At 60.3% G+C, this 24,694-nt stretch carries 36 protein-coding genes; 33 read left to right on the top strand and 3 right to left on the bottom strand.

Annotated elements, in window-relative coordinates; translation table 11 throughout:
• The first annotated feature begins 36 nt into the window (after positions 1-36).
• The 14 genes from H5U02_00545 to H5U02_00480 all read left to right on the top strand — a co-directional run bounded on the left by H5U02_00545 (position 37) and on the right by H5U02_00480 (position 8,828).
• Positions 37-246, top strand: coding sequence for a hypothetical protein (locus tag H5U02_00545; GenBank protein MBC7340941.1), 210 nt, complete (start codon positions 37-39; stop codon positions 244-246).
• Between the two features lie 5 nt (positions 247-251).
• Complete coding sequence (locus tag H5U02_00540) at positions 252-449, top strand: hypothetical protein (GenBank protein MBC7340940.1); 198 nt, start codon at positions 252-254, stop codon at positions 447-449.
• Positions 449-1,198 (top strand): N-acetylmuramoyl-L-alanine amidase, encoded by a 750-nt coding sequence (locus H5U02_00535; GenBank protein MBC7340939.1) that lies wholly within the window; start codon positions 449-451, stop codon positions 1,196-1,198. The genes H5U02_00540 and H5U02_00535 overlap by 1 nt, the downstream gene beginning before the upstream one ends.
• A 905-nt stretch (positions 1,199-2,103) precedes the next feature.
• A complete protein-coding gene (locus tag H5U02_00530; GenBank protein MBC7340938.1) occupies positions 2,104-2,292 on the top strand; it encodes a hypothetical protein in 189 nt (62 codons plus the stop codon).
• Positions 2,293-2,330: 38 nt separating this feature from the next.
• Positions 2,331-2,651, top strand: a complete 321-nt coding sequence (locus H5U02_00525; protein ID MBC7340937.1) for a hypothetical protein — start codon at positions 2,331-2,333, stop codon at positions 2,649-2,651.
• Positions 2,652-2,686: 35 nt separating this feature from the next.
• Positions 2,687-3,316, top strand: a complete 630-nt coding sequence (locus tag H5U02_00520) for a hypothetical protein (protein MBC7340936.1) — start codon at positions 2,687-2,689, stop codon at positions 3,314-3,316.
• Positions 3,306-4,424, top strand: coding sequence for an AAA family ATPase (locus H5U02_00515; GenBank protein ID MBC7340935.1), 1,119 nt, complete (start codon positions 3,306-3,308; stop codon positions 4,422-4,424). The genes H5U02_00520 and H5U02_00515 overlap by 11 nt, the downstream gene beginning before the upstream one ends.
• Positions 4,403-5,824 (top strand): VWA domain-containing protein, encoded by a 1,422-nt coding sequence (locus tag H5U02_00510; GenBank protein MBC7340934.1) that lies wholly within the window; start codon positions 4,403-4,405, stop codon positions 5,822-5,824. The genes H5U02_00515 and H5U02_00510 overlap by 22 nt, the downstream gene beginning before the upstream one ends.
• Before the next feature lie 16 nt (positions 5,825-5,840).
• The gene (locus H5U02_00505; GenBank protein MBC7340933.1) at positions 5,841-6,791 is read left to right on the top strand and encodes a hypothetical protein; all 951 of its coding nucleotides are present in this window, start codon (positions 5,841-5,843) and stop codon (positions 6,789-6,791) included.
• A complete protein-coding gene (locus tag H5U02_00500) occupies positions 6,792-6,980 on the top strand; it encodes a ribbon-helix-helix protein, CopG family (GenBank protein MBC7340932.1) in 189 nt (62 codons plus the stop codon). It abuts the gene before it with no gap.
• The gene (locus H5U02_00495) at positions 6,973-7,335 is read left to right on the top strand and encodes a hypothetical protein (GenBank protein MBC7340931.1); all 363 of its coding nucleotides are present in this window, start codon (positions 6,973-6,975) and stop codon (positions 7,333-7,335) included. The genes H5U02_00500 and H5U02_00495 overlap by 8 nt, the downstream gene beginning before the upstream one ends.
• Positions 7,336-7,444: 109 nt before the next feature.
• On the top strand, positions 7,445-7,993 hold the full coding sequence (locus H5U02_00490) for a hypothetical protein (protein ID MBC7340930.1): 549 nt from the start codon (positions 7,445-7,447) through the stop codon (positions 7,991-7,993).
• 44 nt (positions 7,994-8,037) lie between these two features.
• Complete coding sequence (locus H5U02_00485) at positions 8,038-8,553, top strand: hypothetical protein (GenBank protein ID MBC7340929.1); 516 nt, start codon at positions 8,038-8,040, stop codon at positions 8,551-8,553.
• 47 nt (positions 8,554-8,600) lie between these two features.
• Positions 8,601-8,828, top strand: coding sequence for a hypothetical protein (locus H5U02_00480; protein MBC7340928.1), 228 nt, complete (start codon positions 8,601-8,603; stop codon positions 8,826-8,828).
• 301 nt (positions 8,829-9,129) lie between these two features.
• Here H5U02_00480 and H5U02_00475 read toward each other — a convergent pair whose 3' ends face one another.
• Genes H5U02_00475 through H5U02_00465 form a run of 3 tightly spaced genes read right to left on the bottom strand, consistent with a single transcriptional unit; the run spans position 9,130 to position 11,394 of the window.
• Positions 9,130-10,281: a site-specific integrase gene (locus H5U02_00475; protein MBC7340927.1), complete on the bottom strand. Its 1,152-nt coding sequence runs from the start codon at positions 10,279-10,281 to the stop codon at positions 9,130-9,132.
• Positions 10,275-10,802, bottom strand: coding sequence for an ImmA/IrrE family metallo-endopeptidase (locus tag H5U02_00470; protein MBC7340926.1), 528 nt, complete (start codon positions 10,800-10,802; stop codon positions 10,275-10,277). Before H5U02_00470 ends, H5U02_00475 begins: the two co-directional genes overlap by 7 nt.
• A 40-nt stretch (positions 10,803-10,842) precedes the next feature.
• Complete coding sequence (locus H5U02_00465; protein MBC7340925.1) at positions 10,843-11,394, bottom strand: helix-turn-helix transcriptional regulator; 552 nt, start codon at positions 11,392-11,394, stop codon at positions 10,843-10,845.
• A 149-nt stretch (positions 11,395-11,543) separates the two neighbouring features.
• On the opposite strand from H5U02_00465, the gene H5U02_00460 reads away from it, so the two are divergent.
• From H5U02_00460 to H5U02_00370, 19 genes are all read left to right on the top strand, one after another.
• The gene (locus H5U02_00460) at positions 11,544-11,825 is read left to right on the top strand and encodes a helix-turn-helix transcriptional regulator (protein ID MBC7340924.1); all 282 of its coding nucleotides are present in this window, start codon (positions 11,544-11,546) and stop codon (positions 11,823-11,825) included.
• A 33-nt stretch (positions 11,826-11,858) separates the two neighbouring features.
• Entirely contained in the window at positions 11,859-12,188 is a 330-nt protein-coding gene (locus H5U02_00455) for a helix-turn-helix domain-containing protein (protein MBC7340923.1), read from the top strand.
• Positions 12,182-12,679: a helix-turn-helix transcriptional regulator gene (locus H5U02_00450; protein ID MBC7340922.1), complete on the top strand. Its 498-nt coding sequence runs from the start codon at positions 12,182-12,184 to the stop codon at positions 12,677-12,679. The genes H5U02_00455 and H5U02_00450 overlap by 7 nt, the downstream gene beginning before the upstream one ends.
• Before the next feature lie 177 nt (positions 12,680-12,856).
• Entirely contained in the window at positions 12,857-13,936 is a 1,080-nt protein-coding gene (locus tag H5U02_00445; protein ID MBC7340921.1) for a hypothetical protein, read from the top strand.
• 13 nt (positions 13,937-13,949) lie between these two features.
• Complete coding sequence (locus H5U02_00440; GenBank protein ID MBC7340920.1) at positions 13,950-15,044, top strand: PD-(D/E)XK nuclease family protein; 1,095 nt, start codon at positions 13,950-13,952, stop codon at positions 15,042-15,044.
• Positions 15,041-16,984 carry a hypothetical protein gene (locus H5U02_00435; GenBank protein ID MBC7340919.1) on the top strand — a complete coding sequence of 648 codons (1,944 nt, stop codon included), beginning with the start codon at positions 15,041-15,043 and terminating at the stop codon, positions 16,982-16,984. Before H5U02_00440 ends, H5U02_00435 begins: the two co-directional genes overlap by 4 nt.
• Entirely contained in the window at positions 16,981-17,295 is a 315-nt protein-coding gene (locus H5U02_00430) for a hypothetical protein (GenBank protein ID MBC7340918.1), read from the top strand. Before H5U02_00435 ends, H5U02_00430 begins: the two co-directional genes overlap by 4 nt.
• Positions 17,292-18,644, top strand: a complete 1,353-nt coding sequence (locus H5U02_00425) for a hypothetical protein (protein MBC7340917.1) — start codon at positions 17,292-17,294, stop codon at positions 18,642-18,644. Before H5U02_00430 ends, H5U02_00425 begins: the two co-directional genes overlap by 4 nt.
• A gap of 53 nt (positions 18,645-18,697) precedes the next feature.
• The gene (locus tag H5U02_00420) at positions 18,698-19,201 is read left to right on the top strand and encodes a 3D domain-containing protein (GenBank protein MBC7340916.1); all 504 of its coding nucleotides are present in this window, start codon (positions 18,698-18,700) and stop codon (positions 19,199-19,201) included.
• Positions 19,202-19,230: 29 nt separating this feature from the next.
• Positions 19,231-19,440 (top strand): hypothetical protein, encoded by a 210-nt coding sequence (locus H5U02_00415; protein ID MBC7340915.1) that lies wholly within the window; start codon positions 19,231-19,233, stop codon positions 19,438-19,440.
• Positions 19,440-20,624 carry a hypothetical protein gene (locus H5U02_00410; GenBank protein MBC7340914.1) on the top strand — a complete coding sequence of 395 codons (1,185 nt, stop codon included), beginning with the start codon at positions 19,440-19,442 and terminating at the stop codon, positions 20,622-20,624. Before H5U02_00415 ends, H5U02_00410 begins: the two co-directional genes overlap by 1 nt.
• Complete coding sequence (locus H5U02_00405) at positions 20,602-20,799, top strand: hypothetical protein (protein MBC7340913.1); 198 nt, start codon at positions 20,602-20,604, stop codon at positions 20,797-20,799. The genes H5U02_00410 and H5U02_00405 overlap by 23 nt, the downstream gene beginning before the upstream one ends.
• Positions 20,786-21,040: a hypothetical protein gene (locus tag H5U02_00400; GenBank protein ID MBC7340912.1), complete on the top strand. Its 255-nt coding sequence runs from the start codon at positions 20,786-20,788 to the stop codon at positions 21,038-21,040. Before H5U02_00405 ends, H5U02_00400 begins: the two co-directional genes overlap by 14 nt.
• A complete protein-coding gene (locus H5U02_00395) occupies positions 21,013-21,525 on the top strand; it encodes a hypothetical protein (GenBank protein ID MBC7340911.1) in 513 nt (170 codons plus the stop codon). Before H5U02_00400 ends, H5U02_00395 begins: the two co-directional genes overlap by 28 nt.
• Positions 21,479-22,237, top strand: a complete 759-nt coding sequence (locus H5U02_00390) for a hypothetical protein (protein MBC7340910.1) — start codon at positions 21,479-21,481, stop codon at positions 22,235-22,237. The genes H5U02_00395 and H5U02_00390 overlap by 47 nt, the downstream gene beginning before the upstream one ends.
• Positions 22,238-22,624: a hypothetical protein gene (locus H5U02_00385; protein ID MBC7340909.1), complete on the top strand. Its 387-nt coding sequence runs from the start codon at positions 22,238-22,240 to the stop codon at positions 22,622-22,624.
• A gap of 27 nt (positions 22,625-22,651) precedes the next feature.
• Positions 22,652-23,485: a ParB N-terminal domain-containing protein gene (locus tag H5U02_00380; GenBank protein ID MBC7340908.1), complete on the top strand. Its 834-nt coding sequence runs from the start codon at positions 22,652-22,654 to the stop codon at positions 23,483-23,485.
• A 36-nt stretch (positions 23,486-23,521) separates the two neighbouring features.
• Entirely contained in the window at positions 23,522-24,037 is a 516-nt protein-coding gene (locus H5U02_00375) for a Holliday junction resolvase RecU (protein ID MBC7340907.1), read from the top strand.
• Positions 24,025-24,447, top strand: coding sequence for a hypothetical protein (locus H5U02_00370; protein ID MBC7340906.1), 423 nt, complete (start codon positions 24,025-24,027; stop codon positions 24,445-24,447). Before H5U02_00375 ends, H5U02_00370 begins: the two co-directional genes overlap by 13 nt.
• The last annotated feature ends 247 nt before the right edge of the window (positions 24,448-24,694 follow it).

The raw sequence follows: 24,694 nt of genomic DNA, 5'->3' as shown, positions 1-24,694 counted from the left end.
GGCGGCATTTTTAGTTTGGAGGTGGTGCGATTGGAGATGGCTGAAGTGAGGGAAACGCTGGGGCGGCATGAAGAGCGGCTGTCGGACCTTGAGATCTGGCGAGAGAAGCAGAACGGCAAAATTGACAAGTTAGAGGATAGATTAGAGGCCAAAATCGATCGCATTTATTTCTGGCTGATCGGGCTGATGGGAGGCATGATCACTTCGCTCATCCTCTTGATAACTCAAATTCTCGCGGGGAGGTGAAAGCAATGGACTGGAAGGTAAAGCTGAAGAGCAGGAAATTCTGGATGGCTTTGGTGTCGGCAGTGTTGCTGGTGGCGAATGAAGGGCTCGGGCTCAATCTGCCCGAGGATGTGATCGTGCCGTTTGCGGCCCTGGTGATCTCGTACATTCTGGGCGAGGCGATCGTGGATGCGGCGGCGGCTAAGAAGAGGGGGGAAGAGTGATGCCGAGCGTGTATATCTCCCCTTCTACCCAGGAGAGGAATTTTGGGGTGGGCGGGTATGGCAGCGAAGAGGCGCAGATGAATGCAATTGCGGATCTCCTCGTTCCCGAGCTCGAGCGGCATGGGCTGACCGTCTACCGCAACCATCCCCGGATGACGCTCAAGGAAGTTATCCGGGATTCGAATGCTAAGAAGCCGGATGCTCATGTGGCGATCCATTCTAATGCTGGCGGGGGGAAGGGAACCGAGATTTGGATCTTGGCGCGGGGCGGGAGGGCAGAGAAGTTGGCGGAGGCGATATATAAGCATGTGGCCCCACTCTCGCCAGGGAAGGATCGCGGAATAAAGGAGTCAAGGTATTTCGGCGAGCTCAGTGATACCGTTGCCCCGGCGGTGATCGTGGAGCTGGGCTTTCATGATGACCCACAGGAAGCGAAGTGGATCATGTCAAGCAGGATAGCCATTGCATTTGCGCTGGCGCGGGGAATATGCGAGTTCTTCGGAATTAAGTATTGTCCCCGCGAGCCGGAGAGTAAAGCGGAGCCCGCCCCTCAAGCGGGAAGAAGTGCTGGAACTTCTTCTGCTGATGCGCCTACCGCCGGAGGACAGGCTTCGGTGGTACTTGTCCCGAATGCGCCGATGAGTAACCGCAGCGGCGAGCTCTGGTTCGGGGATGGCTATGCGGGACGCGGGATCTATGTGCGCGATGATGATGGCTGGCATTTGGTGTGGCTCAAGCCGAAGGAGTAGCAGCCATGCGGAATTACTGCCCCCTCCGGGTGAGATCGAATGATGATACCTGCCGTGGCGGTGAATGTGAGTGGTGGGTGACTGAATGGCAGGCATGCGCGGTGTGGGTCATTGCCTGGGCGATTGGGGTGAGCGATGCGAAGAAGTAATCGTTTGGTGCAAGGGGCTAAATTCGGCCTCAAGAAAGCGTGCAGGTACAAAACCATTAGCAGGATAGAGATCGGAGCTTGTACCATATTTCTAGAAGATGGTTTGCCGGGCGGATGGCCCGGCTTTTTTGTTTGCCCAAAAAGCGGAACGGCGGATCGCTCCGCCGCCCGCTTCGATTAGAAGAAAAGTGTTAAATTGACCGACAATCCCAAATTGGTGCGATTAGAGTTCTGTTTTCTTCGTAAGTAGCTTGAGAAAATCATACCGCAGTCCTGCTCTCAAGACAATCCCTCGGCAAAAAATTTTTTGCGCGGGCGAGAAAAATTTTTTCGCCTTCAACGGTCCGGTCGGCCAAAGCCTTGCGCGGTGGGCGATTCGGCTCCCTTAGAAATTTGCCTGGTTACAAAAATTTTTTAAAAAGACGCTTGCATAATTATCGCATGCGATTATAATTATAGATAGAAAGAGCTCTTTGAAAAGCGAATAGCGGGCCGTGAGTACCGGGAGACACGCGCCACGACCCGCCGAGGACCCGGAAGGGCTCGAGTAACACGGGAGCGAGGAACCCGGCCCCGGGAGGGGCCAGCCCGATAAGGCCAGAGGAAGGAGGATAAGGTAGACGGGCAGGGCAGGGGGGGGAGCGAGGAGCGAACAGGCGAGCTAAAGACGACCGGGGAGCAGGCGGCGAGCGCGCAGGGAGACGACGAGAAAGCGGCCGATGATGGACAGACCCTCGATTGAAAGGAGGGTTGATAATGCAAGATCCAAAAGTAACGGCGGCGGATGTCGCCATGATCTTGGTCCTTGGGGCCAAGAACTGGAGCAGGAGGCCGGTAGCGGTGGAGCCGGCCGAGCTCGGGGAGCGCGAGGCTACCATGGTGGTCCGCGTGGGCGGGCAGGAATTCCTGCTTCGGATTACCGCCAAGGAGGAGGCGGGCGAATAGCCCGCCCCTCTAAAAACAAGAAGAAGGAGGATAACGCGATGGCGTTTGCGATTATGGTTGTGGAATTGAGGCATGGGCCAAAGACCATTGAAAAGAAAGATGAGCTGAAACAGCGCGGCTTCTGTTGGATCCCCGGGCTCGCGGGTAAGGGATGGGTGAAGGAAGCGGAGACCCTGGAAGAGGCTAAGGATATCATCCGGGGCCTCCATGAGATGGGGTTTGGCGCGGGTTTTGGGGTAGTAATCAAAGGCACTTTCTACGATCACCGGATGGCCCGCGATCTCAAGGGCATCGATATCGCTGAGGAGGCGCGGGAGATTTACCGCTTTATCAATGAGCTGACCCTGGGGCGGCGGTAGCCGCCCCCCTCAAATTTTCCGAGGAGGAGTAAAAAATGGCAAATGGAATCACCGTCAAGGTCAAGAAGGACAATCGCGGTGTGGTAGTTTCCGCTCCGTACATCCCCGAATTCCCGCCGGATGCAAAGGCGCGCGGGGGCAGGTGGGACCCGGCTGAGAAAGTTTGGATCTTCGATCCCCGCGATGAAGAGGCCGTGCGGGAGCTTCTGCGGAAGCATTACGGCACCGATGGCGATGATGCTCCGGTCCTAGTCGGGATCCGGGTAGAGCTGGATCAGCTCGGGGTCGGGGGGAAGAGGATTTGGCATTTCGCCGGGCGGCTCATTGCTGAGCGGCCCGGGAGAGATAGCCAGGTGCGTTTCGGCCCCGGCGTGGTGGTGGTCGAGGGCGGTTTCGGGAAGAGCGGCGGGAGCCACAAACACCCGGCGCTGTCGCATTTCCCCGGAACCGTCATCGAGATCAGGGATGTGCCGCTTCCGCTGGCGGAGCGGCTGGCGGCAGAGAAGCCCGGAGTCAGTATCGTTCAGCAAAGACCCGCCGATGCGCAGGAGCGGCTGAAGGAGCTCGTGGCCCGGCGGGACCATCTCAAAAAGGAGCTGGACCTCATTGAGGAGCAGATCAAGATGCTTACCGAGATAGGAGGAGGAATCGATAATGAGATATAAATTCGCGGCCATCGAGGCCGAGCTCAACCAGGCATATCTCGAGCGGCGCGAGGTGGTGAGGGGCCTCCTGGTGGGGCTCCTCGCCCGGCAGCATGTGTTGCTTCTGGGGCCTCCGGGTACGGCGAAGTCGGCGCTGGCGGAGGACATCTGCTCGCGGATCGGTGGTATTTACTTCCGTTGGCTCCTGGCACGGACAAGCACCCCGGAGGAATTGTTCGGCCCGGTGAGCCTCAAGGCGCTGGAGCAGGACAGCTACCGGCGGGTAACAGCGGGGAAGCTGCCGGAGGCGACTATCGCCTTCCTGGATGAAATCTGGAAGTGCAACAGCGCAGTTTTGAATAGCCTGCTTTCGGTGTTAAACGAGCGGTTGTTCTTTAACGATGGGCAACCGGCCCCGGTGCCGTTGCAGATGGCGGTCGGGGCGTCCAATGAGCTCCCCGAGGACCGGGAGGAGCTGGGGGCGCTCTGGGACCGCTTCGGGCTCCGGTATGTGGTTGGGTATATCAAGAACCCTGCCGCGTTCGAGGCTATGCTAAAGGGATCTAATGGCGGAGCCCGGACCTCCCTGACCCCAGAAGAGCTCGCCCAGGCCCAGGCGGAAGCGGCGGCGGTAAAGGTGGAGAAGGTTATTCCCTTTATCCTCACCCTGAGGCAGAAGATGGCGGAGGAAAACATTGCCGTGTCGGACCGGCGCTGGAAGATGGCGCTGGATCTGGTTCGGGCTAATGCGTGGCTTAATGGATGGAATGAGGCGGATGCTAATGACCTCGATGTGCTGGCCGCTGCGCTCTGGCAGGATCCGGAACAGATACCACTGGTGAGGCGGATCATCGCTTCTGTTGCCAACCCTCTAGATCAGGAGGCGGTCGATCTCCTAGATCAGGCGATGGAGGTCTGGCAGGAGGCGGTGCAGGCCCCCGAGGATAAGGCCACGGCTCTCGGAGCGGAGGCCAATGCTAAATTGAAGAAGATAACTAAACAGCTCGAAGGGCTCAGGGCTGAGGCCCGGGAGAAGGGTAGGGATGCGACCCGCATCGAGGAAACACTGGCGCAGGTCATCGCATGGAACCGGGAGGTGGTAGCGAAATGCTTGGGGATCCAGATCTGATGGAGCTTTTCGGTATTGATGCCTGGAAGGTGAAGAAAGCGGTCGAGGAGGAGAACAACATCCGGCTCGACCGCTATGACCGGACCATGTATAAGGAACTTCTCGGGGCGTCCCCGGAGCTGGCGCGGGTGCATTCGGCCCGCCCGGCTCCGTGGCCCGCTCTGATACGAGATATTTGGGCCGCCTATTATAAGGCGGATCCCGAGCTCGCTCCGGTAGAAAGGGTATCGCTCGCGGCGCGGGCGAACCGCCCGCTGGTGGAGCGGGTGCTCGAGGATGCCGCCACCCGTGAGGCGCGGGCGGTTACCATGCTGGACGAGCTGTCATCGACTGTCGCTACCATCGCAACCGGGGAGCAGCTCATCCGCGAGCTCCAGGAACGCCGGGACCTCAGGCGGGCAGTGGAGGCGGCGGTAGAGGCGGCGAATGCGGCGGAGGCTGACCCCGAAGCGGCAGAGGCTCTTGCAGCAGAGGCGGAGCAGGCGTTTCAGGCAGCGGCAAGAGATCTCCGTCAGGCGGTCCGGCGCGCGGTGCAGGATGGCAGAGATAAGGCAGATGAGATGATAAGGATCCTCGCCGGGTGGGGTCTCGAGCCTGCGGATCTCAGGACCGTCCCCCTGGGCGAGCGGGTCAAGCTGGCGCAGAGGCTCGCAGGCTCCAAAATGAAGCGGGTGGCCGCCCTCGTGGGCCGCATGAGGAACCTGTTCCGGGCGGTCAGGCAGGAGAAGCTGAAAAAAGAGCGGGATGAGGTTCACGGGATCACCCTGGGGGCGGACCTAGGCAGGGTGCTCCCGGCGGAGCTGGCGGCGCTGAGGGATCCGCTCCGCAGGCTGGATTTCTACCGGCGTTTCAGCGAGCGGAGGCTCCTCGAGTATGAGCTCAGGATCAAGGAGAAGATGGGCAAAGGCCCTATGGTGGTTCTGGTGGACTGCTCGGGGAGTATGAGTGGGCGGAACATCGACTGGGCGGCGGCGGTGTCGCTGGTGCTGGTGGATGCGGCGACCCGGCAGAAAAGGCGGGCGGCGGTCGTCCACTTCAATACTAAGATCGTTCAGGAGGTGGAGTTCGCTCCCGGCGAGCGGAATGCGGAGAAATTCGCGCAGGTGGCATCGGTGGGGGCGGATGGCGGCACCTCTTACGAACCGCCCTTCGCTCGGGCGGTCGAGCTGATAGAGGAATCGGAATACCGCGAGGCCGATATCGTGATGATTACCGATGGGGAGTGCAGGGCCGAAGCGGGAACCCTGGAAGCGCTTCGCCGGGTGAAGGACCGGCGGGGCACCCGGATCTTCGCGGTGATGACGGGGTCCCGTTATCGGCCCGAATGGGCGGATGCGGCTTTCGCGGTAGAGGAGCTCACCGATGAGGTGGCGGCAGACCTCTTCCAATCTCTAGCATAACCGAAGGAGGATTACGATGGTCAAGGTTGAAAACCTGGTGGCGTTTCAGAAGCAGGTTGGCGAGATAAAGTTTCTAGGATCTCTCATCTGGTATTCGGTATCTGATATGCGGGTAAATCGGGAGCGGCTGGAGGAGGCGTTCGCGGAGGCGGGGATCGACCCCGCCCTCCTGCCTAAGCCGATATGCCCCCGGGATGCCTTCCGGCGGGCGTGCTATGCAGGGGAGGTGAAGGGCATCCCCCTCGTGGACCGCGAGGGCAGGATAAACATCATGGTTCGCGAGGTCAGGACAGATAAGGAGGCCATCATCAGGCAGGTGGTCAGGGAGGTAGTAGACAGCCGGAACATCCGCCTTGAGTATGTCCCGCTGGCGCGGGTCGAACTCAGGGGCGATAAGATTGAAGATCTTCCCCTGGTGGAGAACCCGGTGCTCCGGGAGGCAGGGGCGGCGGCGGTGAAGCGGATCCGCGATGCGTTCGCGGTGGAGGCGGAATGCTATAACGGCCAGGCCATCCGGGAACTCATCGGGCGGATCCTTTATACCTGCAGGCCGGTATCGGTCCGGCCCTCGGGCGGGGTGTATTTCGTGCCTGCCCAGTACGATGATATGCTCGAAAAGCTGAAAAGCCTTGCCAAAGAGCTGTCCACGGCGGGAGGTTCAGTCCAGATGTGGACCGTCCCCGTAGTGGATGCCGAAGAGCAGCGGCGGATGGTCAAGGTTAGTCTGGAGGAGCAGGTGAAGGAAGAGGCGGACCGGCTCCTCCATGAGATGGACCCGTATATCAGAGGGGAAGCTAAGGTCACCGAGAAGGTGGCCCGGCGGTATGCGGAGCGGGTACGCGAGCTTCGGGCGATGGTGAAGGAGTACCAGGAGATGCTGGAAACCCAGGCGGTTACCGCGAGCTCCAATCTCGAGCTGGTGCAAATGCAGGCGATGGCACTCCTGGATAAAGTGGAGGTGGCGTAGATGGAACAGGCCAAGCGGAGGGGGCGGCCTCGGAGGGCGGAGAAGAAGGCCGCCCAGATCACGATCTATGTCGATATCGACACTCTTGATGAGGTTGATGAGAGGGCTCGGGCGGCTGGAATCAGCCGCTCCGAGTGGATTAACCAGGCCATATGGGATAAGCTCGGGAGGGAGAAGAGCGATGAGTAAAAAGGCAGGCCCGGTCAGGGTGGTATGGTTCTCGAGGCATGATCCGCTTGAGCGGCAGATCGCGGAGTTGAGGCGGCTTTTCGGTGAAGATGTGCAGGTCGTCCGCGATCCCGAGCCGTTCGATAGCGCGGAGGATGTGGTCAGGCGCTTTCGGGCGGCCGGCGGGGATGAGATGGTGGTGGTGGCTCCGCTCTCGGTGCTCGGGCGGCTCTGCGATCTCGGATTGAGGCCGCTCTGGGCGGAGATGGAAGTGGTCGGGCCGGAGGAAGCTGAGGTGGTTGTCTCCGGCAGACATTACCGCTTTGCCCGCTTCCGCCGCGTCAAGCGGCTGGCGCTGGAGTTCGAGGATGTCTGATTATATTGCCCGGTCCTCTGCGGAGGGCCGGGCTTTTTTTTGTTTCTGGTTGACAGATTAGGCATGCTGGTATACAATGCTGGTACGCGATAAAAGGAGGTGGAGCGGGATGCGGATATGGGGCATCAAGCCGGAGAAGAGGCAGTTCGAGTGGGGCGAGATGGATATTGTCGCCCTCGGGGAGCGGGGGCGCGGGAGAAAGGAGGTATTGATCCCGTTCCATTGCGAGTTCGATCCCGAGGCGCGGGATTATGAGCTCGGAAAGACCCGGAGCGGCGGGGTGAAGATCATCCGCAATGGCGGGGAGAGCGATGGGCATATCGCGGTGCTCTCCAGCGCTGGCGCTTACATCCGGGGAGCTCATGGCGATGTCGGGGTGCTCGCGGAGGATGCCCCCAAGGTAGATGTGCTTTCGTGCGGCTGGGGCGCTTTCGGCGATGCGGGCAGGGTGGGGATCTGGTATGAGTATCTGGTGGTGATCCGCCAGTACCCCGCCCGGTTCGTGGTGTGGCCGACCCGCGGGCCGATGCATTACGTGGTATTCCCCAAGACCAACCCGGTCCGGGTGAGAACCGGCGAGGTCGATGCTTTCATGGAGCTTACCGGCATCGATCTCGGGGATCGGGCTGTTGAGCTGGGCAAGCTTCTTCTTGAGTGAGCGTGGAAAATTCCGCGCTCTTTTTTTTCTTTTGGAAAAGGGGGATGAATTGCGTGGATATACCAAAGCGGGTCATGATCGGCCCGCCGTTCAAGCTGACGCCGGACATGAGAGAGGCTTTCCGGCGCATAGGGTTCGGGTGCCTGCCGGTGCTGGCGAATGAGGAGTGCGCGCTGTTCGTGCACGTGGACCGGGGCACCATTGATGCATGCAGGGGAGCGGCGCACCTCGTAAGACTGGACCTCTATGATGTAGAGGGAGTTGCGCTGGTGCGCATCTATGTGAAAGTCTATGCCATCAGGGATGAACCCCTGGAGATGGACTGCTTCCTGAACGTCCAGGAGGAGGGATCGAGGCTCTGCCTGGAGGCGCTGGGCGGGCAGGAGCGGGTAGCCTTCTTCTGGTTCGATGAAAGGCTGGATTATGTCAGGGCCAGCGCGGTGGGCTGGCATGAGGAACAGCGCAGGGCGGCGCGGGAAGTTTACCGGAAGGCAATGGAGCTTCCCGGCGGCGATTTCGATGCGGCCAAGGCGAAGTTCATGCGGAATAACCCGATCTAGGCGTGCGGGTGGTAGCGGAGAAATATGGAGTCGAGGAGGGATTCGGCATGAAGATCTGGCACAGCTATGAAGACGTGGACCGGGCGGTGGAAGTGATCAAGACCCAGTACCAGCAGACCGGCACCGTTGCCCCGGAGCTTCTTCGCGCATATAAGGAGATCATGGCTACGGCAGGAAAAGGGATGGTGGCTCATTTCTACGAGCGCATCACCCTGGAGATGCCCGCGCTGTTGAAGTTCTTCGCCGGGCAAAAACCGTGCCGGGATGAGGATTGACCGTTGCCCAACCGTTGCCCAAATCGGCAACAAAGGGCTTCATCTTACCAATAGAGACTTCAGGAGAAGCCAGGAAAATCAAGGCCTGCGCTCGGGCAACGGCTGGGCAGCGGGCCTTGATCTTTCGCAAAAAACGGTCTTGAAAACCGTTGAGGTGATGAGCCTCCGTGGGTTCGAATCCCACCCCCTCCGCGAAGCGGGAGGCCAGGAGCGGCAAGGGTTTGCGCTCCTGGTCTTTTTTCTTTTCCGAGCGCGGAGCAGAAAGACCGCTCAACCGACCGTTGCCCAACCGTTGCCCAATTTATTTTTTCCGATCGGATTCGGGGTCGGGAGACATGGGCTTGATGATGGCATCGAGGCTTGCGGCGGCGGATTGGTGCAGGGAGGGGAGGATGTGGGAGTAGATGTCCATGGTGGTGGAGATGGAGGAATGACCCAGGCGCTCCTGCACCACCTTTGGGTTCCACCCGGCGAGGAGGAGGAGGCTGGCGTGGGTGTGGCGGAGGTCGTGGAAGCGGACGCAGGGCTCTTTTTTGCGCGAGCGCTGAAACTTGTAGAACCAGGTGGACACGGTGTCGGGCTTGAGGGGATCGCCGTTGGGCTGGCAGAACACGAGCCCCTGGTCGTTGTATGAGCTGGCGTGCTTCAGGCGCTCTCTCGCTTGGTCTTTCCGGTGCTTTCTCAGCACGGAGATGGTGGAATCGGAGATGGCGATGCGGCGGCGGGAGGACCGGTTCTTGGCCTCTTTGAAAAAGAGGCCGTCTTTGGTCTGCTGAAGGGTCTGGCGGATGGAGATGGTGGCGGTCTGCCAGTCGATGTCCTGCCAGCGGAGGGCTAAAAGCTCACCCCGGCGCATGCCGGTATAGGCGGCAAGGTAGAGGAGCGGGAAGTATTTGCTGTTCCGCGCATCCCAGATCAGCTCGGCGAGCTGTTCTTGGGTGAGGATCTGCATTTCGGGCGGCTCGGGCTTGGGCGGCTGGGCGCGATCGGCCGGGTTTTCGGCCAGGAGCCGGTAGTTGACCGCCGCGTTCAGGGCGGTGTGCAGGACCCGGTGGTGGTGGAGGATGGTTCTGGCGCTGAGGCCGGAGTTCCTGAGCTGGTCGTAGAATTCTTCTAAGTGGATGGGGTTGAGCTCTTGGAGGCGGATGCTGCCGAGCGCGGAGACGGCGGCTTTGATGTAATCAGCGTAGCGCTCGGCGGTTTTCGGGCTCACGGCGTGGCGGGCGGTGCTGAGCCAGCGGTCGAGGAATTCGGCGGTGGTGATGCGGCTGGGCTTTATGTATTGGCCTTTTTCGTATTCGGCGATCATGCGGAGCATTTCGGCCTCGGCTTCGCGCTTGCTCCCTTTGAAGCTCTTGGCGATCCTCTTGCGCTTGCCGCTGGCATCTCTTCCCAGGTCGAGGATGATGGTGAAGGTAGTCTTGTAGCGCTGCTCGATGTGCCCTCTCACCATAGCGGTTCACCTCGCTGCAATTGTTTGTTATTCAGAGATCGATTCGCATGCGAAGCAGGATAAGAGCGGATCTCGGTCAATTGGAAGCGGACCAACATCAGCCATTCAGATACCTCGAAGTAATCGCACCAGTCGGGCAGGGAGTGAGGTCCGGTCTGCGCGAACTCGAGAAAGGCGGATTGCGGGACCAGGAATTCAGCGGCCCAGCGGCGGGCGCGGGTCTCGTCTCTACCCACCCGGTAGGCGAGGCGGGACCGGCGATCGAAGTCAAGGCGGCGGAAGCGGGGCGAGTAAAAAACAGCATGGCTTTCGGGCGGGGCGTGGAGGATGTGCCCGATTTCTTCTGCCAGCACGCTTTTTTTCTCGCGCGCGGAAAGAGAAGAATCGATGATGATGGTGCGCCCGGTGGTAATGCCGGAAAAGCCGAGGCTGGCAGCGAGGCTTGGGCGCTGCTCTACCCGGCACCCAAGACCGGCAACAAGAGATAGCAAATCCTCCAGAGTTGGAATTGGCGGGCTCATGAGAAACCTCCGGACTAAAAAAGTTTAGATATGCTGATGTCTAATTGTTATCGGCATGCCCTGCTCTTTTCTCCAGGTTCGGCTTAGGTTCGGGATCGTGGGCGGCAAATGGCGCTGCCTCTTCGGTGCTGCCGTAATATTTGACGGTGGCGTCAAAAAGCTCTTTGCGCGTGCTGTCAGAGAGGTTTGCGCGGTAAGCGATATCGGCAGCCCGAACCAGAGCGTCCGCAAGATTGGCCTCCCCTTTAGGGATAAGGTCGAAAATACGGCCCTTGGGGATTTCGAACATGGTAAGGAGGAATTCCCGCAGGGCGCGGCGCTGTTCGGGCCGGAGACGGCGGATGATGTCGGCGATGCCCTGAATCTCGGCCTCAGCAGGGTCTGTTTCATCGATATCTGAGGCAGCGATAAGATCTTCCAGTGTAGTCCCCAAGGTTTTGGCGATAACTTCTAAAGTGTCGATGCGCGGGGTCCCGGCGCCCATCTCCAGCCGGGCCACCGTCCCTTTGGCTACCCCTGCAGCCTGGGCGAGGGTTTCTATGGTGTACCCTTGAGCTTCGCGCAGCTTGCGGATCTTTTTTCCGATCGACATTTTCAAATTCTCCTCCTCGATTCCCATATCAATACATTGATTCTATTGCAGGCAGAATGGATAAGTCTAGAGGATCTTATATCAATTAAGTGAACATGCAGGAGGCGATTTATTGAATTTCCGTGAATTGGTCTTGACATGATTATAATGTGTTGGTATCATGGCAGCATGAGGGGAGGGAGCGGGACATGGCCGAAATGACCCAGCGAGGGAATATGGCCCTTCGGTACTGGCGCACCCGGCGTGGGCTGTCGTTAGCGGAACTGGCGAGGGCAGCGGGAGTATCGAAGGCGACGTTGTTCTACTGGGAGCATGGGCAGGTATCGCCCCTGATGCGGACGCTGAGAAAGGTTGCAGGGGCGCTTGAAGTGCCCGTGACCGCGCTGATGGATCCGTATGCCGCTGGTTCGCCTGATGAAGAGGCGGGCTAGCGGCTTTCTGTCTTTCGAGTTCGAGGAGGCAGGATGATGAACGCACCAACCATTCTCACCGTCCCGGAAGCGGCGGACTTGCTCAAGGTCTCTGCATGGAGCGTATATGAGATGGTCCGCCAGAAGAAGATACCGGCCCTGCGCATAGGGCGCGCCATCCGAATCCCACTAGAAGGGCTCTTGGAATCACTTGCATCAGCTCCCGAGCTTGAGCCCCAAGAGCAAGACCTGAAGCGGGATCTGATAGCGGAGGCGCGGCAGCTTTACCGGCGGCAGGTGCAGGCCACAGAGCGCGCGCTTAGCGCTCTGTGGTCGTGTCCTGCTGGAGATGTTACCCCGGAAAGGAGGTGGAAAAGGTGCTGAAAGAGGCCCGGAAGAAGGCGGGGCTGAGCCAGCAGGAGGCGGCGGACCGGCTTAATATCGGCAGGCGGACGCTCACCTCCTACGAAAATGGGCATACCATCGCCCCGCCGGAGGTGGTGCTGAAGATGGCGGAAGTGTATGGCGATCAGGCGCTGCCCGGGCGCTGGTGCGCGAGGGCATGCCCTATCGGGCGGGTGATCGCCTACGACTATGAATGCGACAACCTCGCCGGGGTGGTGCTTGGGGTGCTCAAGGAGATGGATGACGCGGAGCGGGTGAAGTCGCGGCTGGTGGCGATCGCTGCCGATGGCAGGCTGGAGGGCTCGGAGCTCTCGGAGTTCGCACGGATCATCAGGGAGCTATGCGAGCTCGAGCGGGAGATCGGAGAGCTCAAGCAGTTCGCGGCGAAGCTGGGAGTTCTGGAGCTCGGGGCAAAGGCGGGAGAAAGGAAAGGGCTAAAAGGAAAGACGGCTCTGGGAGCCGCCTATTGATGAACCCACCCTGGTTTATTGTAGCAGGCGGAAATGAGCGGGTCAAGGCCGAGCGAGGAGGAAGGCTGATGCGCGGTATCGCGAGCTTTTGCGGAAAAGTCAGCGATTTTAAGCTGTATCTTCTGGCGATGCGGGTCTGGATCATGTGGTCTAGAGAGGAGAGGAGGCAAAAGGTTTATGCCCATTAAGGGGATTTCGGATGTGAGGAGGCTGCCCCGGCTCGGGAAGATCAGGCTCGGGATCAAGCAGACCTCGAAGAGGACCGGGAATGAGTACCCGAAGGCGGTGGACTTCTTCGTGTGCCGGGCGGATGGAGGCCCCACCTCGGAAGAGATGGCGAAGGCTTTCCATGCGGTGTACGGGGACCAGCCACGGGCGCTGGATGTGATGTTCCCCACTAACGACCCCGAGCAGATCTTTCCCCAGTATTACCGGCGTTACGGCTCGGGGACCGGGCTCATCTGCAAGGGAGATGGGGAGTCGGCCATGGAGATCGACCGGGAAACCGGGGAGATGCGGGAGATCGAGTGCGTCCCCGCCGAGTGCGAGTGGGCGAAGAAGCAGCACTGCAGGCCGGTGGGGACGCTCAGGTTTCTTCTGCCCAAAGTACCGGGGATAGGAGTGTGGCAGATCGATACCTCGAGTTACCACTCGATCGTCAACCTCAATTCGGCAATCGAGATGGTCAGGTTACTTACTGGCGGAAGGATCGCCATGATCCCGCTCAGGCTGGTCATCAGGCCGAAAGAAGTGCAGGTGGAGGGCAAGAAAAAGGTGGTCTTTGTGATGGATCTCGCCACCGAAAACCTGCGCATGGTGGATGTGCTGGCGGCCAGCCAGAAGAAGCTGCCTGAGCTGCTGCTGCCGGAGATCAATATGGACGAGCCGCCAGATGATCTGTTTCCGCATGCCGTCCCGGTAGAACCCGAGGGCGAAGCGGAGGCAGAGGGGCTTGCGGCGGAAGAAGGAGAAGAAGAGGGTCCCGGGCTCAGGGAGGAGGCGGTCCGGTTGATGGTGCTTCTGGGCATGCCTCCGGCCAAGCGGAAGGCGGTTATCGAGAAACCGGGGCAGGATTTCGAAAAACTGGTGGCGCGGCTCAAGGCGGAGCTGGAGAAGAAGAAGGCAGAAAAGGTGGAGGAAGCGGGAGCGGAGGAAGAGATCGGGCAGGAGGATGGCGGCGCGGAAAAGGGGCGGAGGCAGGCGGGTGCAGAGGCCCCGGCTGTAGAGGTCCCGGTTATCCAGCGGGCGCTGTTCTAAAGGAGATGAGGAAGTGAGGCATTACAGCCATACCAGGTTCAGTCTGTTCGAGGCGTGCCCCAGGGCGTATAAGCTGCAGTACCGGGATAGGGTCCCGGCGGCGGCTTCGGAGGCGGTCCTCATCGGGCGGGTGGTCCACAAGATCATTGCCGAGTATGACCGGCACCTGCTGGCGCGGGGGCTGGAGACCGATATCACCGCTTTGCCGGAGATCGCGGCGCGGGTGTTCTACCAGGAACCGAGCGCCCTGGGAAGCGCGGGGTTCGCAGAGGTCATGCGCATTATAGAAGGATTTGGCGGGGCGCATGTGTTTCACCCGGATGTTACCGTGGGCATCGAGGAGCAGATCAAGTTCGAGGTCTCGCCCGGGGTGATGTACTGGGGGGTGCTGGACCTTTTGGAAATCGATGGGGATAAGGCGACCATCGTGGATTATAAGACCGACTGGCGGGTAAGGACCGAAGCAGAGGTGGAAAGGGATCCCCAGCTCGCGATCTATGCCTGGGCGGTCAAGCGCGAGTACCCCCAGGTGGAGGAATTCGAGGCGAGATTGGAGTTCGTGAGGCACGGGGTGGTCCGGCATGCCTGCATCGATGAGCGGGATGTGGAGCAGGCTGAAAGCCGGGTGCTGGGGATGATCGCCCAGATCGAGGCGGAGAAAGAATTCGCTCCCAGGCCGGGCGCGGCGTGCTCGTGGTGCGGGTATGCGGGGGTATGCCCGGCAGTCAGGAATATCGGCAGCGGGCAGGTGGTTTGCGCGAGCGCGGAAGATGCAAAGCGGATCGCGGGAGAGCTGGCGCTTTTGGAGCGGCAGGTGGAGGACCGCAAGAAGGCTCTCTCTGCATGGTGCGCGGCCAACGGCCCGGTGGAGTCGGGCGGGCTGGTGTGGGGGCATTGGGCTACGCCGTCGAAGGCGGTAGAGGATGCGAAGCATTTCGCTGAGCTCGTGGAAGCAATGGGGGAGGATCCCTGGCAGTATCTCAGCGTGGATGGGCGGAAGCTGAAGAAGCTGCTGGCGGAGGAGGAGAAGGCGGCGGCGCTGGCGGCGGCGCTGGTGGATCGGAGCTATACGAGTTTCAGGGCGAAGAAGGAGGGCGCGGAGGTATGAAGATAGCGGAAGTGTGGATGCGGGATTTCCGCAATCATGCGGCGAGCAGGATGGAGCTCGAGCGGGTGAATATCGTGGTGGGTGCAAATGGCGCGGGCAAGACCTCGATCGTGGGCGCGATCGAGTATGCGCTGACCGGGCGGTGCAGGTGGACGGATAGGCGGGGAGCTGGAGCGGCGGGCCTGATCAGGCGCGGAGCGGAAGAGGCGGAAGTGGGTGTGAAGATCGGGCTCGGCGGAGGGAAGGCGCTCAGGGTGGCCCGGAAGATACCCGGCGGGCTGGCGGTGGAGGGCTGGAGCGGGAATGCGAGCTCCCAGCAGTCGGCGCTGATGCAGAAGGTTGGGGCGGAAGAGGATGCGATCTCGGCCTGCCTCAATACTTCTGCTTTTCTTGATCTTCCTGCAGTCGAGCAGCAGAAGATGCTGTTTGCGCTGGCGGGGGTGAGCTTTGATCAAAAGGCGGTCGTGGAGCGGATGGTGGAATGGCTTTCGGAACGCGGCGCAGGCGAGGGGGAGAAAGAGCGGGCGGCAGAGGCAGTGTCGGTGGCGCTCGAGGCGGCGGGAAGCGGAGGCCCCGAGCTTTTCGATGAGGTAGAGAAAATCTTGCGCGAGCGCAGAAAGCTGGCAAAGCGGCAGGCGAAGGAAGTGAAGGATGCGCTCGAGGTGGCGAAGCGGGAGATGCCGGTACCGCCGAGAAAGGCGAGGGCGGAGCTCGAGGCTGAGGCCGGGGAGCTCGAGCGGCGGCGGGAAGAACTGATTTCGAAGCGATATGAGAGCTTCGGACGATATCACCAAGCGAAGGAGAGGGTGGAGGTGCTCAAGAGGGAAATCGCGGCGCTGGAGAGCCGGGCGCAGGATGAGATCGGCGATGTGGCAGGGCTCGAGGCTGAAGAGGCAGAGCTCTCGATGCGGGCCAGGGATGCGCTGGCGGCCCAGCGCGAGGCGGAAAAGGAAGAGGCAAGGCTCAAGGCAGAGATGGATGCGGCGGCGGGGCTGGTGAATAGGCTGGAGGCGTTTGATGGGTGGTGCCCCATCTCTAACCTTGCGTGCCCGGCGGAAAAGGCGGAATGGCAAGTAATGCTCGATTCGGCCCGGATGGAGGCGCGGGCAAAGCGGGCGGAATATGAGAAGGCAGTAAAGTTATTGGCGGCAAGGGTAGCGGGAGCTAGCGAGCTCTCGAGGCAGTGGGAGGCAGTAAAGGAGCGCTTAGAGGAAGCGCGGAGACAGGCAGAGTCGGCGAGGTCGGCTGAGGCACTTCTTGAAGCTAAGAAAAAGGAGCTTGCGGCTGAAGAGGTGAGGCTCAGGGCGTTCAGCTCGGAGGAGCGGGAGCAGGCGGCTCAGGAACAGATAGAGGTGGATAGGCAGCTCGCGGAGGCGCGGGAGGCGCTTGCGGCGTGGAGGGAATGGGATGCGTGGCAGGCGCGGCTCGAGGGCTTAAAGAAGCAGTCGGTGGAGCTCGAGCGGGAGGCGGGCTTGTACGAGGCGCTGGTAAAGGCGTTTGGACCGGACGGAATAAGGGAGGCGATGCTGGCGGAAAAGCTGGGCCCGATCGAGGAGCGGATCAATGCGCGGCTCAGGCAGCTCGTGCAGGGCAGGTTCGTGATCAGGATCGGCGCGGATGGCATCAAGGTGATCGAGGATGGGCAGGAGGTCAAGATCGATCTGCTCTCGCGCTCGGAGCGTATGCGGGTGGGGGTGGCGATGCAGGATGCGCTGGCATCGCTCGCAGGGCTCGGGGTAATGGTGATCGATGATGCCGAACAACTTGATCCGGCGAACCGGATGGCGCTGACCAATATGCTCATGGGGCTCAATCACGAGACGATCATCGTGCTGGCGGCGAGGGGAGAGGTAGATCCTGCGGATCCCGGAATCCCCGGCCTCGCGGTGTGGGTGGTCGAGGATGGCAGCATCAGACGCGCGAGGAGGGCGGCGGCATGAGGGGATGGAGGAGGCTCAGGATTCCCCCGGATGTGCAGAAAATGCTCGAGCCGGGCGCGGAGGCGTATCTGTTCGGGGAGTGCACGGTTATCGTGGGGCGGTCGGAGGGGGCGGGGTGGCACCTCAGCATCAGCCACCCCACCAGGTATCCCACGTGGAGCGAAATCCGGGATGCGCGGTACAGGTTCATCCCCGATGAGGTCACGATGGCGATGTTTTTGCCGCCGAAGAGAGAGTACGTCAATGTCGATAAAAACTGCTTCCACCTCTTCGAGGTGCATGTGGAGCGCGGAGGGGTGGCGGAGCGGTGATGACCGGGGAGGGCAGGTACGTACACATCAAGTCCAGGTTCTGGATGGATGAGAAGGTAAGGGGGTGGAGCGATGATGCCAAGCTGCTCGCGCTCTACCTGCTGACTTCTCCTCATAATAACGTGCTTGGGTGTTACGTCCTGCCGGAGCTCTATGCATGCGCTGATCTGGGATGGGAGAGGAAGCGCTTTGCCAAGGCGTTTGCGAGGCTGGTCGAGGATGATTTCGTCAAGGTCGATCCCAAGACCGATCTGGTGCTCATCGTGAATTACCTCCGGCATAATCCCATCGATAACGGCAATCGGGCTGAGGGCGCAATCAAGGTGCTGGCTGAGCTCCCCCGGAGCGGGCTGTTCAAGGTCCTGGCGGAGATGGTGAGGGAGCTGGGAAAGCCGTATCTGGAGCAGTTGGCCCAGGCGCTGGAAAGTTGGGCGTTAGGTTCTTCCGGGGAAGGCGATCCCGAAGGCTTTGGCAAAGGCTTTGGCAAAGGCTTTGGGGAAGGCAATGGCAAAGGCTTTGGGGAAGGCTTTGGGGAAGGCAATGGCAAACAAGCAGATGCAGATGTAGATGCAAATGCAAATGCAGATGCACCCCCCCCTTTGTCCCCCCCCAGCGAGAATGAGCCGGTCAGGTATGCGGAGTATGTGTCTATGACCCCGGCGGAGTATGAGTCGCTTCTGGCGCGGCTTGGAAACGAGAACCGTGTAAGGCGGTGCATCGAGATCCTGGACGCGTACAAGGGTGCCCACGGAAAGCGGTACAAGTCGGATTACCGGGCTATTTTGAGCTGGGTGATAAGGCGGCTCGAGGAAGAAGAGGAGCGGAGGCGCAGACCTGCCGGAAGGGTCCCGAGGGCTTATGCGTCGCTTGCAGAGTGGGCGGAAAGGGGCGAAAGAGATGACCAGGAGAGAGGCGGCAAGGCTGGTGGCGTGGGCGGCGGCCAATTTTCCGGGCATGCAGGAAAAGGATCTGAGCCCGACCGCAGAGGTATGGCTTTCGGTGCTCAACGAAAAGGGTGTGGATCTCCGGCTGGCGGAGGCGGCGCTGAAGAGGGTGCTGGAGGTGGCAGTGCACTTCCCGACCGTGGCGGAAATTCTCCGGGCGGTGGAGGAGATCAGGCAGTCGCGGCACCAGCTCCCGGCGGCGCGGATCAGGGTAAAGTGCCCGCATTGCCGCGATGGGATCATAATCGCGAAGAAGCAGGTGGGGAAGCGGGTGTACGAGTTTGCGTACCGGTGCAATTGCAGGATGGGGATGGAGCGGCCCGAGCAGGCGATACCGGCGATCCCCGGGTGGATGCTGGAAGAGCAGCCTCAGAGGGAGGAGGGCGAGGTCCGCCCGGAGGATAAGGAGCGGGTACTGGAATATGCGAGCGGCAGTCTCTTTTCGGGAGGTGGCGGAGATGCGGGTCTGGCGGGCGGTTCTGGCGGTACTTCTGGCGGCGGCGGTGATGGCGTGGATAGCGCTGGCGAACCCGCGCCCGCTGAACCTGCATGAGCGCGGAAAGATGGTTCCAGAGGGCAGGGCAGAAGTCGGACAGGCAAGCAGGGGCGGGGAAGCTGAGCAGGGGAAAGAAGGGCGCGAGCCTGCCCCAGGTGCGGGCGAGCGCTGGGAGATGGAGGCGATAGCTACCGCGTACAGCTACACGGGGAACTGGACGGCGACCGGCACATGGCCGAGGTGCGGGACCGTGGCGGTGGATCCCCGGGTAATTCCGCTGGGATCGAGGTTATGGGTGGAAGGGTACGGCCCGGGGAGGGCGGAGGATACCGGGTATTTGATCAAGGGCAGGAGGATCGATATGTTTCTCCCCAGCCGGGCGGAGGCGAGAGAATGGGGAAGGAAGAGGGTGAGGGTGGTGGTCTGGCACGGGGGGAAAGGAGAAACAGGAGGCGGTCAGCCATAGCTGGCGCAGACGCAAAAGGGGGTAGCTCGATGCTGAGGATGGGTCCGTGGCTCTTTGGCGCAGAGGTCAATTGGCGGCGGTGGCGGATCGGGATAGGAGTCGAGGCGGATGGATGGTTTTGGGTGGCTGATGTGTGGCTCGGCCCGCTGTGCTTCGGGGTGACGTATTTCAGGCCGGGCATCATGCGGGAAATCGGGGAGCGGATCCTGGCCGGCATCAGGCGGGAGGTGGAGATCTGATGCGCGCGCGGGTGAGGAGAGATGAGATCGAAAAGGCAGCGCGGAAGGCGCTTGCCGGAGCGGGGAAGCAACTTGAGGTTTTTCAGGAAGGGTGGCGGAAGGTTGAATATCACGTGCGGCCTGTGCTCTTCGCGGCGGGCGCGGACCGGATCAGCGTGAGCGGGTGGGATCTGGATGCGGCGGTGATGGTGTCGGCCCCGGCGGAAGTGGAAGAAGAGGGGCAGGCGGTGGTCGATGGCGGGGATCTGGCGGGCATAGCTGCCCGGATCCCGGAAGAAACGGCGGAGGTCGAGCTCAAGGGAGAGGATCTGGTTTTGCGTGCGGGAGCAAAAAAAGAGTGGAGAATCCGGGTTCTCGAGGGGCGGGAGGCGCCGGATTGGAAGGACAGGCTTTCGGGGGAGGTGGCTTCGGCGGAGATCGAGACCCAGGCTTTTCAGCGGGCGATCGTGGCAGGCGGAAGGTGGTATGACAAAGGGCAGTATTGGGCGATCGGCGGGGTATTGGTGGAAGCGGATCGGGCCGGAGTGCTGAATGTGGTTTCTTCGGATCGATATAGGCTGGCGTGGGCGAGCGCGGAGCTTGCGGCGGGACCGGGCGGAGCAGGAGGGGCGCGGGTCCTTGTGCCCGGCAGGAAATTGGCGCTGGCGCGGATGTTTGGAGGGGAGCGGGTGGCGCTCGCGTGGGGAGAGAGCTGGCTCTTTGCGGCTGATGATGCGGGTATGAGCATCTGGTGGCGGGGCATGGAGTATGCTTACCCCGATTATGCGCGGGTTGTCCCGAGCGGCGTGGAATGGGCGGCGGAGTGTGCTCCGGAGCTGCTTGAGGCGGCGGCAAGAAGGGCTCTGGTGCTGGGACAGGAAGAGCGGGGCAGGGTGCCCACGATGAGATTATCCGGGGAAGATGGAGGGCTGGTCGTATCTGCCTGTGGCTGGGTGGGAGATATGGAGGAGAAAGTCGGGGCGGAGCTGCGTGGCAGGGGAAGGGCGGACCTGAACGCCCGCTACCTCATCGATCTCCTTGAGATGGTGAAGGATATGGGAAAGGTGCGGCTCGAGTTTTCGGGCAGGAAGAGGCCGCTGGTGGTGAGGGAGAGGATGGGCTCTGTGGCGGCGGTCTATGTGGTCATGACCAGGTGGAATGAGGAAGAGGAGGCGGTGGGGCATGAAGATCGAGAAGCGGTCTGAGAATGGCAGGAGGATATGCGCGGCGTGCCGGAAGGCAGTCGCCATGCCGGGGCGGAGGGTATGCGCGGGGTGCTGGAATTTCATTCTCGAGCTCCGGGCGAGGAACATGGCGGAGTCGGCGCGGCGGATCGGGGCGCTCGAGAGGAGGCGGATAAATACGGATGTGGTTCGTTGAAAAGCGCCCGGCGGGCAGCGATGACGAATGGGAGAGGGTGGCCGAGTTCAAGTATAAGGATCATGCGGAGCTGTGGCTCACGTGGTGGTTTTATGACCTGTATGACTGCAGGGTGGTCGGGCGGGGATCTCGGCATGAGACCTTTTATATCGAGCCTCGGGATGAGGAGCCGAAGAGGATCGAGGCGCGGATCGTGAGTGAGGGGGGAAGGGTATGCAGACAGGTGACCTGGCCGTGGTGAGGGAGAAAATAGGGAGATTGTGGCCGAAAAAGGTGCGCCCGGCGGTGTACCTTGCGGGACCGGTGGATGGCGTGAGTTGGGATTTTGCATGGTCGTGGAGGATGTATGCTAAAGAGGTGCTCGAAGAGGCGGGATATATGGTACTGAATCCGCTGGCAGGCTTGGATCTGAGCGATTGCTCCGATGTGATCGGCATAGTGGAGAAACAAGTTGCGGATGTCATGGAGGCAACGGTAGTGCTGGCCGAGGCCGATCAGCATACCGCACCGTATATCGGGACGGCTATGGAGATAAGGATCGCTTTTGAGCACGGGATCCCGGTCCTGCTTTGGGGTAAGGCGCATAAGCGGAGCGTGTGGCTTAAGTATCATGCGGATGCTCGGTTTTGGAACCTGGATGGAGCTCTGAAGTTCCTGGCAGAGGAGGCGGAGAAGTGGCGTGTTCGAATGGAAGCAGAGGCGGCGGAGAAAGGCCGGAATAGGTAGAGGCATGGGGAGTGAAAAACCGGTAATTTTCTCTACCGAAATGGTCAGGGCAGTATTGGATGGCAGAAAAACTCAAACGCGAAGGGTTATAAAGTCGCAACCATTCAGAAATGACGATGGAAGTTTTGAATTATATAGCGAAACGGGCTCGATATCAGTAGTGAGTTACGAAGAATTCTTGAAGATGTGCCCTTTTCAACCTGGCGTCATCCTGTGGGTGCGAGAAACCCACTATCGCTGGACGGGGTGTAATAGCCCTCCGCCTGGCTGGATGATGATTGATGATAATCCCTATAATGCGCGTGCCTACCTAGATAACGAGGAAGCCGGGGCCTTATATAAGCGGGGAGCAGCAGTAAAAGTGCCAGCTATCCACATGCCCAGGAAAGCGGCCCGGCTGTTCCTTCGCGTGAAAAATATCAGGGTGGAGCGATTGCAGGACGTCACGGAAGAGGATGCAATAGCGGAAGGGATGTTATCTCTCAATGGATTTTTACTGGATCACTCTGGTGAATGGTGTAGATATACGGTGATGGCAGCAAAATCGCAAGGGAGAGAAAGGCCTGGGAAGGCAGACCATATTGGCGGTTTTGCTTATATTTGGGACCGCATCAATGCTAAGAGAGGGTATGGCTGGAATGTGAATCCTTGGGTGTGGGTTATCGATTTTGAGGCGATAATGCCTAGTGAGATGAAGGAGGGTAAAAAATAATTGACCCGGGAGAGGACTAAGCGGTGCCCGGCATGCGGGCGGGTGCTCCCGCTGAGCGGGTTTTATCGCTGGAAGAAGAAGCGGGGGTATGGGTATTCTTCGTTGTGCCGGGAGTGCAAGAAGGCGGCGGCGAAAAAGGAGATATTGGCCCCTGTACGGCCCTATACCCCGGCAACCGATGTGCTGGTGGTGCTTTTTCTGGATGAGGATGGGATGTCGCCGGCGGAGATTGCGCGGGAGCTCAGGCGGGATCGGGAGGATTTCAGGCGGTATTTCGAGGAGTTTGTGTCGAGCGGCAGGATCGAGAAAGTGCGCGAGGGTTTGTGGCTGAACAGCGAGGTCTATGCGGCGAGGATGGCGAAGAAGCGCGCGAGAGCGGCGCTGTGAGGCAGGCGCGAGAGGAGGCAGGACGTCATGGAGGGTAATCTGGCGAATGTGAAAAATATTGAGAGAGAAGAGCTTGCGGATCACGAGCGGGATTCGTTCGTGGATTTCTGTGATGTCGAGCAGATCGAAACAGATGTCCGCTACCAGCGGGCGCTATCGGAGACAAAAGTTCGGGCGATCATGAAGGATTTCGACCTGCGCGCTATCGGGATGATTTATGTGAGCATGCGGGAGGATGGGAGCTTGTGGGTGCTGGACGGGCAGCACCGGCTCGAAGCGGCGAAGCGGATGGGCATAAAGAAGGTGCAGTGTCGGGTGTATATAGGGCTCTCAAGGGAAGAGGAGGCGCGGCTGTTTTATTACTTCAACGCCAATCGCGGACCGGTATCGGCGCTGCAGAGATTTAAAGCGAAATTGGTAGCGGGGGATGGGGAAGCAAGGCGAATTCTCGCTATTGCGAAAAGGCATGGGTTTGTGATCGAGTATCAGTATTCGCGGGGCGGATCGGGCATGCCGCGATGCATTGCGGCGGTGGGTGCCCTTGAGCAGATTTATCGCGAAGATGGAGAGAGGATGCTGGATAGGGTGCTTGATGTAATAAATCGGGCTTGGGATGGAGACCCGGAGTCGCTGAAAGGGCAGATCTTTCTCGGGGTAAGGATGTTTCTCAAGCGGTTTCCGAAGGCTGATACCGCATGGCTGATCAAAAGGCTGAGAAAAACATCTGTATCGGAATTGAACAGGCAGGCGCAGTCTTATGCGCAGGTTTTGGGTGGACATGCTTCTGTCGGCGCGGCGCGGGCGATCTATGCTGCGTATAACTACCGGCTTACTAAAAATCGGCTCCCCGAATGGGATTGATGGCGTTGGTTTTAGGAGAATGCGGAGGTGGCTGGTTTGCTCGGGCATGCAAATCGAGGCAGGGCGTTCGAGGAGCTGATCAAGCTGGCAAACCGGCAGTATTTCGAGCGGGGGCTGGCGGTAGTGCATAAAGTACCTACCGCTTGGATCCCGCTCAGGAACAGGAGCGGGAAAATCTGGGGCGCGAAGGTCGAGGAGAAGGCGGCGGTGGATTTCCTCGGCATGTACAGGGGGTGCGGGATCGCATTTGATGCCAAACATTCGGAAACCGGAAGGATTAGCTGGAAGCGGGTGGAGGAGCATCAGGCCCGGTTCTTGGATCGGTGGTATGAATGCGGCGGCATCGCGTTTATCTTGGCCGAGGTGGAGGGAAGATGGTGGGCGGTCCCGTGGTTGTTCTGGCGGGAGCAGATGAGAAAGGGAAAGGGCTCGTTTGGCGCGGAGGTGGCGAGGGGATATTGGGAGGTCCGACAGACCGAGCGGGCGGCGGTGGATTATTTGGCAACTGTGGATCTATGGCTGCCCCCGGGGGTGAGAGCGTGGCAGAGGTGAGCGTCAAGTTCGTGGATTGGGTGCTGAGGCATTTGCCAGAGCTCAGGAAGGCAGCGGATGAAATCCTGCCGAATTCGGGGGGAGGGCTGGTGGTTCTCGGGCGCTCAGGGAAGTGGAGGCCCGGCAGCGCGGTGGAGAGGGTAGCGGTCAGGCGGGCGGCGGTGCTGGCGGTAGTGGATGCGGCGGAGAGGGCGCTCAGGGCGCTGCACCCCGAGCAGAGGAAGATCTACCGGCTCAAGTACCGGGTGGGATTGAGACACAGAGAGATTGCGAGGAGGCTGTATCTCAGCCAGAGGACGGTAGAGCGAAGGGTGGAGGAAGTGAGGGAAGCGGTCATGCAGGCGGTCGGCAGGGTGGCGGAAGAGGATGTCAGAGAGCTCAGGAAATTTCTCGATAAGTTGAGCGCGTAAAATTGGCGGATTTTCAGGCGGGGGAAGATGGCTTCGGGCATTGAAAATATTGAGCTTCGGGGCTTTTTGCTTGGGCGCGAAAATGGCGGGTTTTCGGGGGTCTATAGGCAGTTCTTGCTGTCGGTTTTGGGGTAAAATAGAGGCGGGTCAAGCTATTCCCCCAATGCCTCCTCGGAGCCCTTAAAGGGAGGGCGTGCTGTAAAAGGCGCGCCCTCTCGGTTTTTAGTGAGGTGTTTAGAGTGCAGGT

It is taken from the genome of Clostridia bacterium, assembly GCA_014360065.1.
Classification (GTDB): Bacteria; Bacillota; DSM-521; order Neomoorellales; family JACIYF01; genus JACIYF01.
This window is presented reverse-complemented; position numbering and strand designations above follow the sequence as displayed.

Excerpts from the sequence above, each read along its gene's own strand:
- H5U02_00545 (MBC7340941.1), top strand. The coding sequence starts at position 37 with ATGGCTGAAGTGAGGGAAACGCTGGGGCGGCATGAAGAGCGGCTGTCG.
- H5U02_00540 (MBC7340940.1), top strand. The coding sequence starts at position 252 with ATGGACTGGAAGGTAAAGCTGAAGAGCAGGAAATTCTGGATGGCTTTG.
- H5U02_00535 (MBC7340939.1), top strand. The coding sequence starts at position 449 with ATGCCGAGCGTGTATATCTCCCCTTCTACCCAGGAGAGGAATTTTGGG.
- H5U02_00530 (MBC7340938.1), top strand. The coding sequence starts at position 2,104 with ATGCAAGATCCAAAAGTAACGGCGGCGGATGTCGCCATGATCTTGGTC.
- H5U02_00525 (MBC7340937.1), top strand. The coding sequence starts at position 2,331 with ATGGCGTTTGCGATTATGGTTGTGGAATTGAGGCATGGGCCAAAGACC.
- H5U02_00520 (MBC7340936.1), top strand. The coding sequence starts at position 2,687 with ATGGCAAATGGAATCACCGTCAAGGTCAAGAAGGACAATCGCGGTGTG.
- H5U02_00515 (MBC7340935.1), top strand. The coding sequence starts at position 3,306 with ATGAGATATAAATTCGCGGCCATCGAGGCCGAGCTCAACCAGGCATAT.
- H5U02_00510 (MBC7340934.1), top strand. The coding sequence starts at position 4,403 with ATGCTTGGGGATCCAGATCTGATGGAGCTTTTCGGTATTGATGCCTGG.
- H5U02_00505 (MBC7340933.1), top strand. The coding sequence starts at position 5,841 with ATGGTCAAGGTTGAAAACCTGGTGGCGTTTCAGAAGCAGGTTGGCGAG.
- H5U02_00500 (MBC7340932.1), top strand. The coding sequence starts at position 6,792 with ATGGAACAGGCCAAGCGGAGGGGGCGGCCTCGGAGGGCGGAGAAGAAG.
- H5U02_00495 (MBC7340931.1), top strand. The coding sequence starts at position 6,973 with ATGAGTAAAAAGGCAGGCCCGGTCAGGGTGGTATGGTTCTCGAGGCAT.
- H5U02_00490 (MBC7340930.1), top strand. The coding sequence starts at position 7,445 with ATGCGGATATGGGGCATCAAGCCGGAGAAGAGGCAGTTCGAGTGGGGC.
- H5U02_00485 (MBC7340929.1), top strand. The coding sequence starts at position 8,038 with ATGAATTGCGTGGATATACCAAAGCGGGTCATGATCGGCCCGCCGTTC.
- H5U02_00480 (MBC7340928.1), top strand. The coding sequence starts at position 8,601 with ATGAAGATCTGGCACAGCTATGAAGACGTGGACCGGGCGGTGGAAGTG.
- H5U02_00475 (MBC7340927.1), bottom strand. The coding sequence starts at position 10,281 with ATGGTGAGAGGGCACATCGAGCAGCGCTACAAGACTACCTTCACCATC.
- H5U02_00470 (MBC7340926.1), bottom strand. The coding sequence starts at position 10,802 with ATGAGCCCGCCAATTCCAACTCTGGAGGATTTGCTATCTCTTGTTGCC.
- H5U02_00465 (MBC7340925.1), bottom strand. The coding sequence starts at position 11,394 with ATGTCGATCGGAAAAAAGATCCGCAAGCTGCGCGAAGCTCAAGGGTAC.
- H5U02_00455 (MBC7340923.1), top strand. The coding sequence starts at position 11,859 with ATGATGAACGCACCAACCATTCTCACCGTCCCGGAAGCGGCGGACTTG.
- H5U02_00445 (MBC7340921.1), top strand. The coding sequence starts at position 12,857 with ATGCCCATTAAGGGGATTTCGGATGTGAGGAGGCTGCCCCGGCTCGGG.
- H5U02_00435 (MBC7340919.1), top strand. The coding sequence starts at position 15,041 with ATGAAGATAGCGGAAGTGTGGATGCGGGATTTCCGCAATCATGCGGCG.
- H5U02_00430 (MBC7340918.1), top strand. The coding sequence starts at position 16,981 with ATGAGGGGATGGAGGAGGCTCAGGATTCCCCCGGATGTGCAGAAAATG.
- H5U02_00420 (MBC7340916.1), top strand. The coding sequence starts at position 18,698 with ATGCGGGTCTGGCGGGCGGTTCTGGCGGTACTTCTGGCGGCGGCGGTG.
- H5U02_00415 (MBC7340915.1), top strand. The coding sequence starts at position 19,231 with ATGCTGAGGATGGGTCCGTGGCTCTTTGGCGCAGAGGTCAATTGGCGG.
- H5U02_00410 (MBC7340914.1), top strand. The coding sequence starts at position 19,440 with ATGCGCGCGCGGGTGAGGAGAGATGAGATCGAAAAGGCAGCGCGGAAG.
- H5U02_00405 (MBC7340913.1), top strand. The coding sequence starts at position 20,602 with ATGAAGATCGAGAAGCGGTCTGAGAATGGCAGGAGGATATGCGCGGCG.
- H5U02_00400 (MBC7340912.1), top strand. The coding sequence starts at position 20,786 with ATGTGGTTCGTTGAAAAGCGCCCGGCGGGCAGCGATGACGAATGGGAG.
- H5U02_00395 (MBC7340911.1), top strand. The coding sequence starts at position 21,013 with ATGCAGACAGGTGACCTGGCCGTGGTGAGGGAGAAAATAGGGAGATTG.
- H5U02_00380 (MBC7340908.1), top strand. The coding sequence starts at position 22,652 with ATGGAGGGTAATCTGGCGAATGTGAAAAATATTGAGAGAGAAGAGCTT.